14 protein-coding genes and 2 other RNA genes are annotated in these 12,053 nt (G+C 64.5%); 7 read left to right on the top strand and 9 right to left on the bottom strand.

What is annotated here, in order from left to right:
- Positions 1 to 18 precede the first annotated feature (18 nt).
- From ASF90_RS06065 to ASF90_RS06060, 3 genes are all read right to left on the bottom strand, one after another.
- Complete coding sequence (locus ASF90_RS06065) at positions 19 to 1,713, bottom strand: M28 family metallopeptidase (RefSeq protein ID WP_082473511.1); 1,695 nt, start codon at positions 1,711 to 1,713, stop codon at positions 19 to 21.
- Positions 1,714 to 1,793: 80 nt separating this feature from the next.
- Positions 1,794 to 1,869: non-coding RNA, sX9 sRNA (locus ASF90_RS21640), on the bottom strand.
- A gap of 163 nt (positions 1,870 to 2,032) precedes the next feature.
- The gene (locus ASF90_RS06060) at positions 2,033 to 2,977 is read right to left on the bottom strand and encodes an MBL fold metallo-hydrolase (RefSeq protein WP_055847233.1); all 945 of its coding nucleotides are present in this window, start codon (positions 2,975 to 2,977) and stop codon (positions 2,033 to 2,035) included.
- A 62-nt stretch (positions 2,978 to 3,039) separates the two neighbouring features.
- On the opposite strand from ASF90_RS06060, the gene ASF90_RS21635 reads away from it, so the two are divergent.
- Positions 3,040 to 3,115, top strand: a non-coding RNA gene (locus ASF90_RS21635) — sX9 sRNA.
- Between the two features lie 192 nt (positions 3,116 to 3,307).
- Here ASF90_RS21635 and ASF90_RS06055 read toward each other — a convergent pair.
- From ASF90_RS06055 to rocF, 5 genes are all read right to left on the bottom strand, one after another.
- The gene (locus tag ASF90_RS06055) at positions 3,308 to 4,597 is read right to left on the bottom strand and encodes a tryptophan--tRNA ligase (protein WP_055847230.1); all 1,290 of its coding nucleotides are present in this window, start codon (positions 4,595 to 4,597) and stop codon (positions 3,308 to 3,310) included.
- Between the two features lie 172 nt (positions 4,598 to 4,769).
- Entirely contained in the window at positions 4,770 to 4,979 is a 210-nt protein-coding gene (locus ASF90_RS06050) for a CsbD family protein (RefSeq protein WP_016904514.1), read from the bottom strand.
- Between the two features lie 239 nt (positions 4,980 to 5,218).
- Positions 5,219 to 5,353, bottom strand: a complete 135-nt coding sequence (locus tag ASF90_RS06045; protein ID WP_005989324.1) for an entericidin A/B family lipoprotein — start codon at positions 5,351 to 5,353, stop codon at positions 5,219 to 5,221.
- A gap of 78 nt (positions 5,354 to 5,431) precedes the next feature.
- Positions 5,432 to 5,584 (bottom strand): entericidin A/B family lipoprotein, encoded by a 153-nt coding sequence (locus ASF90_RS06040; protein WP_055847227.1) that lies wholly within the window; start codon positions 5,582 to 5,584, stop codon positions 5,432 to 5,434.
- Between the two features lie 109 nt (positions 5,585 to 5,693).
- A complete protein-coding gene (rocF, locus tag ASF90_RS06035; protein ID WP_055850197.1) occupies positions 5,694 to 6,617 on the bottom strand; it encodes an arginase in 924 nt (307 codons plus the stop codon).
- 321 nt (positions 6,618 to 6,938) lie between these two features.
- Between rocF and ASF90_RS06030 the strand changes: the two genes are divergently transcribed.
- The 6 genes from ASF90_RS06030 (at position 6,939) to tmk (ending at position 10,820) form a co-directional block, all read left to right on the top strand.
- On the top strand, positions 6,939 to 7,391 hold the full coding sequence (locus ASF90_RS06030; RefSeq protein WP_055847225.1) for a roadblock/LC7 domain-containing protein: 453 nt from the start codon (positions 6,939 to 6,941) through the stop codon (positions 7,389 to 7,391).
- A gap of 69 nt (positions 7,392 to 7,460) precedes the next feature.
- Positions 7,461 to 7,820, top strand: a complete 360-nt coding sequence (locus ASF90_RS06025; protein WP_055847222.1) for a hypothetical protein — start codon at positions 7,461 to 7,463, stop codon at positions 7,818 to 7,820.
- A gap of 94 nt (positions 7,821 to 7,914) precedes the next feature.
- The gene (locus ASF90_RS06020; protein WP_055847219.1) at positions 7,915 to 8,832 is read left to right on the top strand and encodes a hypothetical protein; all 918 of its coding nucleotides are present in this window, start codon (positions 7,915 to 7,917) and stop codon (positions 8,830 to 8,832) included.
- A complete protein-coding gene (locus ASF90_RS06015; protein WP_055847218.1) occupies positions 8,829 to 9,368 on the top strand; it encodes a GTPase in 540 nt (179 codons plus the stop codon). Before ASF90_RS06020 ends, ASF90_RS06015 begins: the two co-directional genes overlap by 4 nt.
- 503 nt (positions 9,369 to 9,871) lie before the next feature.
- Positions 9,872 to 10,051 (top strand): hypothetical protein, encoded by a 180-nt coding sequence (locus ASF90_RS06010; RefSeq protein ID WP_055847215.1) that lies wholly within the window; start codon positions 9,872 to 9,874, stop codon positions 10,049 to 10,051.
- An 85-nt stretch (positions 10,052 to 10,136) separates the two neighbouring features.
- Positions 10,137 to 10,820: a dTMP kinase gene (gene tmk, locus ASF90_RS06005; protein ID WP_055847214.1), complete on the top strand. Its 684-nt coding sequence runs from the start codon at positions 10,137 to 10,139 to the stop codon at positions 10,818 to 10,820.
- A gap of 251 nt (positions 10,821 to 11,071) precedes the next feature.
- Here tmk and ASF90_RS06000 read toward each other — a convergent pair whose 3' ends face one another.
- Positions 11,072 to 11,998 carry a helix-turn-helix domain-containing protein gene (locus ASF90_RS06000; RefSeq protein WP_055847210.1) on the bottom strand — a complete coding sequence of 309 codons (927 nt, stop codon included), beginning with the start codon at positions 11,996 to 11,998 and terminating at the stop codon, positions 11,072 to 11,074.
- Between the last annotated feature and the right edge of the window lie 55 nt (positions 11,999 to 12,053).

Genomic DNA, 12,053 nt, shown 5'->3' with positions numbered 1-12,053 from the left:
CGTTTGACCCGTCAGGCCTTACTTGCGCGCGGCATCGCTCTTGGCGCGGATGGCCTTGAACTCCGAGCCATCCTGCCAGCTCGGCCACTGCCGGCCATTGGCCAGCGCCACGCCTACGTCGTAGACCAGCGTGGTATCGGCCGCATGTCCGGTGGCATCCCATTGCGGAGTCCAGCGGTCGCAGGGCTGGTGATAGCAGTCGGCGAAGTATGTATCGCGCAATGCCTTGCCCGCCTTGACGCCGCCCTTGAGCATGTCCAGTCCCGGGCCAGCGGTGATCGCCGGCACGCCCATGCGCGCGAAGGCGAAATGATCGGCGCGGTAAAAGAAGCCCGCTTCCAGATTCGGGTCCGGCGAATAAGTGCGATCGCGCGCTTTGGCGGCCTGTTCCAGATCGCCTTCCAGCGACACGCGGCCACGGCCCCACGAGGCGATATCGCGCGTCGGGCCGTCGGGGCTGAACATCTCCATGTTGAGCACGGCCACGGTCTTGTCCAACGGCGCCAGCGGATGCGCCGCGTAATAGTTGGCGCCGAGCAAGCCCTTTTCTTCGGCGGTCAATGCAATGAAGTACAGCGTGCGCTGCGGCTTGGGGCCGGCGGCGAACACGCGTGCCAGTTCCAGCACGCTGGCCACGCCGGTGGCGTTGTCCACCGCACCGCGTCGCACCGTATCGCCGCTGGCATCGGCCTTGCCGATCCCGAATGCATCCCAGTGCGCGGAGAAAATCACCGTCTCGTCCGGATGCTGGGTGCCGGTGAGCTTGGCCACTACGTTATGCGTAACCACGCGTTCGCGCTTGAGCTTGAAGTCCACCGACAACGTGGCATCGCCCAGCGCCATCGGTGCGAAGTCGCGCTGCTGAGCACGCTGCTTGGCCTGTTCGAAATCCAGCCCGGCCTGCGTGAATAACGACGCTGCCAAGCTGCGCTGCATCCAGCCACGCACCGGCACGTGCTGCGCACGCGCATCGGCATCGCTGCGTTCGATATCGAACAGCGGCGACAGGCCCGAGCTCTGCACCGTGGCCCAGCCATACGCGGCCGGCGCGGTCTCGTGCACGATCAACACACCGGCGGCGCCGCGGCGCGCGGCTTCTTCGTACTTGTAGGTCCAACGGCCGTAGTAGGTGACCGCCTTGCCGTCGAACGCGCCCGGCTGTGCGGTATCGAAGTCGGCGTCGTTGATCAGCACCACTGCGATCTTGCCGCGCAGGTCCACGCCCTTGTAATCGTCCCACTGCCGCTCCGGCGCACTGATGCCGTAGCCGACGAACACCAGCGGCGCATTCTTCAACGCCACCTTGTCGATCGGCCGCAGGCTCTGCAAGGTCACATCGGTGCCGTTGACCAAGGACTGCGTCTTGCCGCCCACACGCAGCGTGGCGCTGACCGGGCCCTCCACCTGCGCGCGCACCAGCGGCACGGCCTGTGTCCAACCGCCCTGCTCGCCACCCGGCTGCACGCCGGCGGCCTTGAACTGCTCGACCAGGTAATCGACGGTGCGCTGCTCGCCCGCGCTGGCCGGCGCACGGCCTTCGAATTCATCCGATGCCAGCAAGCGCACGTGCCGCGACAACGCCTCCGCATCGATGCCGCCACCGGGCAGATCGTTGGCGGCCTGCGCCACACCTCCCACAAACAGGCAGGCGGACAACAACAGGATGCGCATCGGATTCACGGCGTGGCCTTGCAACAGATAGATGACACACAGTTTACAAGCGTGGGCCAACACCGGAGCGCAACGACACGAGACTGCATTCAATTGCATGGACTGCATGCCTGGCTAAGGGCGGCTAACAAAACGTCGCGAGCAGTCGTCAGGTGGGTGTGGAAGGCGCAGAGGAACCGGAGTGGACGCGTGGCACATGTCACACCGAGCACCGGCCGCGCCCGCCTGGCGGTGAGCACAGTCCTCCGACTTACTTTCTCAAGGCGTAGGTCAGCTTGAGAGCTAATCGAATTGTTGACGGCATGCACGCGGCCATTGATGCAGCGTTCTAGAGGTTTTTTTGTAAGCCGCTCCAAGCGCGCTAACTGGTCCGCGTTGCGCGATCCAGCCAACACGCCAGGCCCTGGGCGTTGAGTTCGATATCGGTGGCCAGCAGCTGCGCCACCGCCGCATCGTCCAGGCGACAGCCGTGTAGGCGGGCGCGCTCCAGATACAGTCCGGTCAACCCCGCCACCATGCAGCGATGGCGGTCCGTATGCTGTGCGCAGCTCAGTGCGATAGCGGTCATCGCATGGATCTGCTCGATCAGCGCCTGCGCCAATGGCTCCGGCGAAGTGACCCGCCCGTAATGGGTCAGATACATCGCCTGCGGCGCGGTCTCCATCAGCCGCGCGATCGACTGCAGCATCGCCTCCGGCTCGAATTGCACCGGCGAAGAGGTCGGCAGGATAAAAGCACCCTGCGCGCTATCGAGCTGGCGATACGACAGCCCGAAGGTGTCGCCAGTGAACCAGCTGCGACTGCGCGCATCCCACACGCATAGATGATGGCGCGCGTGTCCCGGCGTATCGATCGTGCGCAGCGCGCGTTCGCCCAGCAGCACCGCTTGGCCATCGACCGCTTGCACCACGCGCTCGGCCGGCACCGGCACGATCTCGCCGTAACTGCGCGCCATTTCCGCCTCGCCATACACCGCGGTAGCACCGGCAATCAGCCGTGCCGGGTCGATCAGATGCGGCGCACCACGCGGATGCACCAGTACGCGCGCATTGGGCAGATGCTGCAGCAAGGCACCGGCACCGCCGGCGTGATCCAGATGCACATGGGTCAGGATCAACCACTCCACCTGCGCAGGTGTCAGCCCGGCGGCCCGTACTGCCGCCAGAAGATGCGGCACCGACAGCGAGGTCCCGCAATCGACAAACGCCCCGCGTTGCGCCTCGACAATCAGATACGCCGCGTCGAACTGCACGCCGCCAAAGCCGGTATCGATGGTGTGGATGCTGGGATCGTTCAATGCGGTCATTCTTACTCCGTGACGATAAGAGCAACTGACAAGACGACTGTGCGGCCGTCGTTCGTTACGGCATGTACCACGCATACGCTCCGATCACTACGCGGCGTCCACGCCCACCTGATAACTGCTCGCTACGTTTTGTTAGCTGCTTTAAAAGAAGACAGCCGCAGTGTAGGCGCACGCAGTGCGTGCGCGGTGTGCCGGTGGTTCCAGGCAACGATGCATGGGCACGATGGCTTCAAGCACTACGCAAGCGTCTTGTTGGATCTCGGCATTGCACCTGCGATGCAATTCCCCACGCGCGCAAGGCGGTTGCCGCAGCTTGCGCATCCGCATCGATTACGCCTCGCGCAGCACCCGCATCGCCGCAAGGATCGCATCGACTTGGACCTGTGCATGCACGCCCGGCAGCTGCAGATCGCTGGCCTGCTCGGCCTGTTTCAGCCGTGCGATCAACTGGCCTGCATCGCGTGGCGAGGCAAAGCCGTCGCTCTGCAGCAGCAGTGCACCGGCACTATCGGTTAGCTTGAAATAGAACTGGCCATCGTTCTCGCGGTACTGCTTGAACACCGGCAAGGCGATTTTTTCACCCGCCTGCGCGGCCGCAGGACCCGCCTGATCGGATAGATCGCGCAGACCCACCGCACTGCGCAGCTCGGCCAGCAGCGGCGTGGCGTAGCGCGCACGCAAGCGTGCACCGCCGGCGCGCAGAATCGCTTCGATCTTTGCCGGATCGGCCATCAGCGTCTCGTAACGCGCGCGCAGCGGTGCGATCTCCTGATCGATCCGCTCGAACAACTGCTGCTTGGCGTCGCCCCAGCCGATGCCATCGGCAAATGCCTGCGCAAAGGCGGCCGTTTCCTGCGGCGTGGCAAACGCCTGATACAGCTGAAACAGCGCCGATCCCTGCGTGTCCTTGGCTTCGCCCGGCGCACGCGAATCGGTCAGGATCGAGAACACCAGCTTGCGCAGTTCCTCGCGCGGGGCGAACAACGGAATCGTATTGCCGTAGCTCTTGCTCATCTTGCGGCCGTCCAGGCCCGGCAAGGTGGACACCTGCTCGTCGATCACCGCATCGGGCAAGGTAAAAAAGTCGCGTCCATACACATGATTGAAGCGCTGCGCGAAATCGCGCGCCATTTCGATGTGCTGGATCTGATCGCGCCCCACCGGCACCTTGTGTGCGTTGAAGATCAAAATGTCCGCCGCCATCAGCACCGGGTACATGAACAACCCGGCGCTCACGCCGGCATCGTCGTCCTCGCCGTCGGCGCGATTCTTGTCCACCGCCGCCTTGTAGGCATGCGCGCGATTGAGGATGCCCTTGCCGGCCACGCAGGTGAGCAACCACATCAACTCGGTGGTCTCGGGCACATCGGACTGGCGATAGAACCAGACCTTGTCCGGGTCCAGGCCACAGGCCAGCCAGCTGGCGGCGATTTCCAGCGTGGAGCGTTGCGTGCGCGCCGGATCCTGCGCCTTGATCAGGCTGTGCAGGTCGGCCAGGAAATAGAAGCTCTCCGCATCGTCGCCGGCGCTGGCCTGGATGGCCGGGCGGATCGCGCCGACATAGTTGCCAAGATGCGGTGTGCCGGAAGTGGTGATGCCGGTGAGAACGCGAGTGGTCATCTGCGTAATGCCAGGGAGTCAGCGCGCAAGTTTAACGGTTCCGGGTGCTGCCCATTGCCTCATCCCTGCATGCGCGTGGCCAGACGCACAACGGGCCGCACATGGCGGCCCGTTGCGTGCATCGGTGCTCAGCCGCATCGCTCACCGTTGCAGGAGCGATGCCGTGCGCAGATCAGGTGTCGTCGCGCAGCGACTTTTCGAATGCGCGGACCTCGGTCTGGGCACGGTCGCGGTCCCAGCCATAGCGTTCCTGCAGCTTGCCCTGCAGATATTCGGCATTGCCTTCGGCGACCTTGAAATCGTCGTCGGTAAGGTCGCCCCACTTGGCCTGTGCCTTGCCTTTGAGCTGGGTCCACTTGCCGGAAATGATGTCGGTGTTCATTGCGTTGACTCCGCTGATGCGGCCGCGATTGACCGTGCCGGCAGATTGCCGACGCGGGCGTTTGCTATGCATCAAGAGGTGTCAAGCCGGCAATCACCCCACTGAACAGGCCCATCCGACGTGTTACGGCACGTGCGCGCGACGCATTGCGGTCACGCCCTGCACATCGGTTGGGCCCGACAACTACCGGACAAAAAAACGGGCCTTGCGGCCCGTTTTTTGTTGCATGCGGCGTCAGATCACTTACGCGCTGCGTCTTCCACTTTCTCGCCAGCGCCCTGCACGTCCTTACCGGCACCTGCGACGGTGTTGCAACCCGACAACATCGCGACCGAGAACATCGACAGCACCAGCAGCACAATTGCACGCTTCATAACAGACTCCTTCGTGGGTAAAGCGGCGCGTTGCCGCAGATCAATCAAATCAAACAAACGCCACCCAGCGGTGACGGATCAGCACTTACCGTCGCTGCATTTCTCGGCGGTCTTTTCGACCTTGCCGCCCGCGCCCTGCATATCTTTGCCGGCGCCGGCCATGGTGTTGCAGCCAGTCATCACGCCGGCCGAGAACAGGCCCAGCACCATCAGTGTCAGCAGTCGCTTCATTGCTCTTCCTCGGTCTGCGCCCGGTGCCAACGCACCTCGCTTGGCGCCAAATCTGACTGCGCGGACGTGGATTTGATGTGAACGAGGGCCAGCCTCGTTCAGCGCTGGATCAATCTCGCATCAGCGTCGACTTGCCGAACAGGCTTTCGACCAGATCCACCGCCAACTCGGCGGTGGCATTGCGGTTGTCCAGCACCGGATTGAGCTCGACGATATCCAGCGACCCCATGCGCCCGGTGTCGGCAATCATCTCCATTACCAGCTGCGCCTCACGGTAGTTGGGGCCACCAGGCACCGTGGTGCCCACGCCCGGCGCGATGCTGGGGTCGAGGAAGTCCACATCGAAGCTCACATGCAGGTGGGTGTCGGCGCTCATGCCCTGCAGCGCGGCTTCCATGGTGCGCTTCATCCCGGCTTCGTCGATGTAACGCATGTCGTAGACGTCGATGCGGTGCTGCTTGATCAGGCGCTTCTCCTCCGGGTCCACCGAGCGGATGCCGATCTGCCGTACCTGCTCGGGGAGCAGCGCCGGCGCGCTGCCGCCCAGATGCGTCAGCGCCTGCGGGCCCAGCCCGCACAGGCAGGCCACCGGCATGCCATGCACGTTGCCCGACGGGGTTACCTCGCTGGTGTTGAAATCCGAATGCGCATCCAGCCATAGCACCCGCAGCGGGCGCCCCTGTTCACGGCAATACCTGGCCACGGCAGTGATTGAACCGATGCCCAGGCAGTGGTCGCCGCCCAGCATGATCGGCATGCGTCCGGCCTGCAGCTCGGCGTAGCTGGCGTCCATCAGCGCCTGGTTCCAGGCGACGACTTCGTCCAGATGCCGGTAACCGGCCTGCGGCAGCTGCCAGGGATTGCGCGGGCCATCCAGATTGCCCAGATCGCGCACCTCCACGCCACGGCCGACCAGGGCCTCCTGCAACCCGGCGATGCGCAGCGCCTCCGGCCCCATCCGTGCGCCGCGGTGGCCGGCACCGATATCGGTGGGAACGCCAATCAGGGAAACCGGCACGTACTGCGTTGCCATGTATTGCTCCAGCATCGATAAAGCCGTGCAGTCTAGTGGCGCGCCCTCGCAGTGACGCGCGGCAGCGCAGCACGGCATGCCGTTTGCATCTGTCTGCGGGCAAAACGAACGGGTTTAGATCTGCCTTGTCGCGCCGCTACAGTGACGTGCCACGACACTTTGTGGCCCGCTGGACTTTGCAGATTCTGCTTGTCTGACCGCCCAGTTAAGCGCCTGAGGCTGGTGTGACTGCGCACTAATACCTCGGTGGTATGGTGCGCCGGCCAGCGCAGGACACACGCATCACGTACGCGCTCGGGCCATCAGCAACAGGGGAGTTTCATGCCGCATAACGCCGTCAACCAGGTCGTCAAGGCTGCCGTGGGCGAAGTCGCGCGGGCGTCGCATCAGTACGACCTGCACCGGATCGGGCGCGAATTCGCACAGACCATCGAACGCGAGCCGGGGATTCGGCTGTTGATGCTGTCCACCGCCGATGGCCGCGCCATTACCGAACAATCCAGCTTGGATGTGGACGGACGTCGCTTAGCCGCGATGGCCAATTCGTTCCTGACCCTGGGCGAGACGCTGGCCCGCGAGTCGAGCCTGAGCGAGGCCGACTACGCGACCATCAGCACGCGTGGCGGGCAACTGGTGCTGATCCGCATCCGCGCCGACAAGCCGCTGACGCTGACCGCCGTGGGCGGCTCCGATATCAATGCCGCCGCGCTGCTGTTCAATGCGCGCGACTGCGCCGGGCGCCTGGCCACAGCCCTGGCGCAAGCGGCCGGCTGATGCCGTTGGCACTGTTCGTGCTTGGCATGAGCTCACCGATTTTTCTCACCGTTTGGAAGGGGACCACCGATGTCAAAACTCAATCTGGAACAATTGCATTCGCTCGCCGGTTTCGTCGGCGCCGCGCTGGTCGACAGCGATAGCGGCATGGCCCTGGGCATGACCGGCGGCACCGAGCTCAACCTGGAACTGGCCGCGGCCGGCAATACCGAAGTAGTGCGTGCCAAGCGCCGTATCGCCGAGCAGCTCGGCCTGCAAGACACCATCGAAGACATCCTGATCACGCTGTCGCGCCAGTACCACCTGCTGCGTCCGCTCGAAAGCAACGGCACGCTGTTTCTGTATGTCGTGCTGGACCGCGCCAAGGCCAACCTGGCCATGGCCCGCCACGAGCTCAAGGCGTTCGAAAAGACCCTGGATTTCAGTTGATGCCTGTCCGGCGGCGCACCCGCGTCGCCGACCCTGCCTGCCGGTGCGTACCGGCAGGTGTTGTCGTTCTTCTGCGCCAAAACGGCGCCATCTCATGACCACACCCATTCACGCCATGCGGGTCGCCACGGCCGGCCTGGATCTGCTGCACACCACGCGCCTGAAACTGGCGTGCTCGCTGCTGCTCGCCGAGCGTATCGACGTGCAGTTGGGCGAATGGCCGCAGCATGCGGCCGACGTGGTGGTGCTGGGCCTGGAAACGGCCGACGGCCTGGCCGCATGGCAGGCATTGCAAGGCCAGCCGGTGCGCGTCTTGGTTGTCTCGCGCACGCCTGTCGCTGGCGCCTGGCTCAAGCACGGCGCCACAGTGCGCGAACTCAACGAGCAGATGCGTCTGCTGTTGTCTTCGCCACATACCGCCCAGGTGGCCGAACCGGCGCTGCTGTTGCGCCATTGCCGCGGCGAACTCGGCGCAAGCCCGGTGCTGCTGCGCACTGCGCACCTGCTGGTGCGCGTGGACCCATCCAGTCGCTGCCTGCACCTGGCGGCCGGCGTGTCGCTATCGGAGCTCGTTGCCGCATTGGATCGCCCCGGCTGGCAGCGTGTGACCGGCGATGCCGATGCCGCACTGACGCAGCGCCTTTCCTTCGAAGCGCTGTACTTCGCCCTGCCCGAGCACCTGCGCCCCGCACTGCCGGCGGTGGAGGCCAGCCGTGCGTTGCAGCTACGGCAGTGGCCGGAGCTCAGCGCCGACACCAGTTCGCCTGCGCAGCTGCTCGCCATTGCCCACCTGCATGCGCGCCCGTGGCGCCCGCAGGCGCTGGCCAATGCTTGCAAGCTGCCGCTGCAGACGGTGGAATGCCTGTTCGCCGCCGCACTTGCCAGCGGCCTTGCCCAGACTGCGGAGATCCCCGTGCCTTCAACGCCGCGTCGCCCGGACAGCAGTAATTCCCGGTTCTTCTCCTGGGTCGCACGTCGGTTTGGCCTCTCTCTTTCTCAGGCGCAGTCATGAGTCTTCCAGCCAACAAACTGGTGTTCGTTGGCGGCATGGGCGCCGGCAAGACCACCGCGGTGCGCGCCATCTCCGACGTGGAGCCGGTCAGCACCGAAATGCCGCTCAGCCAGGATGCCTACGGCGACAAGACCTACACCACGGTCGCGCTGGACTACAGCTCCATCGAGCTGGAAGACGGCGAATTGCTGCACGTCTACGGCGTGCCCGGCCAGAAATATCTGGATTTCATGTGGCCGCTGGTCTGCGACGGCGCGCTCGGCGTGATCGTGCTGAGCAATGCGCGCGACCCGCAGATGCTGGAGGCGACCCTGGCGTTGCTGCGTGAGTTTTCGCAGATCGCACCGGACGCCAGCCTGGCCGTGGGCATCACCATGACCGACGAGGTCGAAGACTTTCTGCTGCCGCCATTCCGCGATGCGCTGGTGGCCGAAGGCTTCCGCATTCCGGTCATGCGCGTGGATGCGCGCTCGGCCACCCAGATCACCTTTTTGGTGAAATCGCTGCTGTCTTATCGCTACACCTCGGCAAGCTGATCGCCTGGGCGCGGTACGTGTACGGCGGCGGGCAAAACGCCAGAAAAATAAACAAGGAATCCGGTCACGACGGGCCTAAGAGGGCGTCACGCGGGGGATGCCGCCTCTAGGGTGGCGGCGACGCGTCCTTCTTCCTTGAAGCCAGAAACGCGACTCAGTCGTACTACAAATGAGCGCTGTGTCTGACTTATTCAGTATGCCCAGCGGACAGAAGCGGTGACATCAGGACATTCCTGACATCACGCAAGACATACCCGTGATACTGAATCGGCAATAGCGGCAGCGCCAGGGAACGCGGCGGCCGGGGAACCTGTGAAAAAACCGCGGTATCACGCGTGAACCGCACTGTCGGCGCAGACGCAGTGATCGCCGCTGCACACAACCAAAGACTGATGTCTTGAGGCGATTGCCGCGCGTGGCGGCGCACGGGAGAGCTGTCCAGACCCTCGCCGATACGTCCACTCGGCACCAGATGCACCGTCGATGATGTTCGAGGGCGGGTTGTGTTCGAACGCTTGCAGCTTGTGCATGGCGGATGGCGGGACGCGCATGCACTGCCCAACTTGCCCAGCAAGCGTGGCGCGATGACGTGCCAGCGCGGCGCCGCCATCGTCGCCGTCCTGCGCAACGTGCTCATGTGGGATGAAGGTCGTCGCGTGCTGTCACGCCATGCCATTGCGTGATCCAGCGCCCCGCAGCAATGCAGGGCGCACGCCCTGCAAGATCGCCAGCGACGGATCCATTGCCATGATCGGATAAAGTAGCGCGATGACAATCGAACTGAAGCCCGGCGGCTTGCTGATCGCGATCGAAGGTATCGACGGCGCCGGCAAGACCACCCTCGCCCGCAGCCTGGCCAACGCACTGGAAGCGGCCGGCGCCCGCGTCGTGCTGAGCAAGGAGCCGACCAATGGCCCCTGGGGCACCCAGCTGCGTCAGTCCGCCGCCACCGGCCGCCTGAGCGCGGACGAAGAAGCCGAGCTGCTGATCCGCGACCGCCACGAACATGTGGACACCCTCATCGCCCCCGCATTGGCGCGCGGCGACATCGTGATCCTGGACCGCTACTTTCCGTCGATGGTCGCCTACCAGGGCGCGGCCGGCCTGCCGCTGGACGATCTGCTGGAACGCAATGCCTTCGCACCGCGCCCGGACGTGCTGCTGCTGCTCGATCTGCCGCCACCCACCGGTCTGGCCCGCATCCGCGCCCGCGGCGACGCACCCAACCACTTCGAAACCCAGGACAACCTGGAACGCTGCCGTGCCATCTTCGCCGCGCTGCAATTGCCGGGTAAACACGTCGTGGACGCCAGCGCCGATGCAGACAGCGTGTTGCGGCACACCCATGCCATTGTCGTGGCAGCCCTGGCCGAACGCTTGAGCGGCGACGCCGCACAGTCCGACGCCGGCAAGGCCGTGCTGGAACTGCTCTCGGCTGGTCGCCCGGCCTGACCTACCAAGCGTCCAGCCGCGCAGCCAGCACCACCGCTGCGCGATGCCGATTTTCGAGCTGCGAGCTACGCGCGACTTACCCGCACACGGGAGCTCGGCACGCTTGCTGAGGAGCGCGGTTGCGCTGAGGGCACGGCCAGTCAGGTGTCCCGACGAAGCCGCTGCCGCATCAGACGCGTCGCGCCATCACGCCCCGATGGCGGAGATGGCAGCGGGTCACCGCTCTTTGCGCAGTCGCATGCAGGCGGTCGCTATCGCTCGGCAACCCGATACCGCCGCCGAAATTCCGACGGCGTGCAACTCACTTCCCGCCTGAAAAACTTGTTGAAGTTGGTCGCTTCGTCGAAGCCCAGTTCCTCGGCGATTGCGGCAACCGGCAGGGATGTGTGCACCAGCAGGCGCTTGGCTTCCAGATTGATCCGTGCGGCAATGAAGGTCTTTGCGGTGGTGCCCATCGCCGCTTGCACTGCGCGCGCCAGGCTCTTTTCCGTGCACCCAAGTCGATCGGCGTAGTCGGCAACCTGATGCCACTGTGCAAAATAGTCTTCGACAAGCTGCTGGAACCGGTGGAAGCGGCGCAGCGCCGCAGACACCGCAACATCGCGCACGTGGGTACGGCCATGCAAAATGCTGAGCCGCGTCAGCAACGCATGCAGCTGATGACGCAACAGGGCGTGCACGTCTTCTTGCGGCGCCTCCATCTGCGTGTCCTGGCGCATCTGCACGATCACATCGGTCAGCCGCTTCAAGTCATCGCGACCGAGGTGCACGTGATCCGGCAGTTTGCCCAGATCGAAGGCGAGCTTCAGATCGCCCGGCGTTGTTGCTGCCGGCAGCACGAACTCCTGGCGGAAAATCACGTTCCAACCATCCCAGTCGTCCTTGATGCCATAGCTGTGCGCCTGGCCGGGCCGCACGATCACTAGCGAACCTGGCTCGCAGGCGATCGCCTTGAAGTCGATCAGCTGGGTGCACACGCCCTGGGTCACGCACAACAAGGTGTGGAATCCGTAACGGTGCGTCGCCTGCACTTCTTCCGGGGTTGCACGGGTTCGTAGATCGGCAACCGTGAAGACTTCTAGGTCGAGACCATAGGGGCCCTGCGGGTGATAGGCCAGCGGCAGGATCTGCGACCTCGCCTGCGCCTTCGCAAAACGGGTGCGCCCGGAACTGGTCATCTGCCCGCGCCAGTTGAAAGATGTCCGGAAATGATCATTAGCCGTCCACTTTGGA

The sequence above is a fragment of the Xanthomonas sp. Leaf148 genome (assembly GCF_001423585.1).
Classification (GTDB): Bacteria; Pseudomonadota; Gammaproteobacteria; order Xanthomonadales; family Xanthomonadaceae; genus Xanthomonas.
Note: the sequence above shows the minus strand (reverse complement) of the source record. Positions and strands in the feature narration are given on the sequence as shown.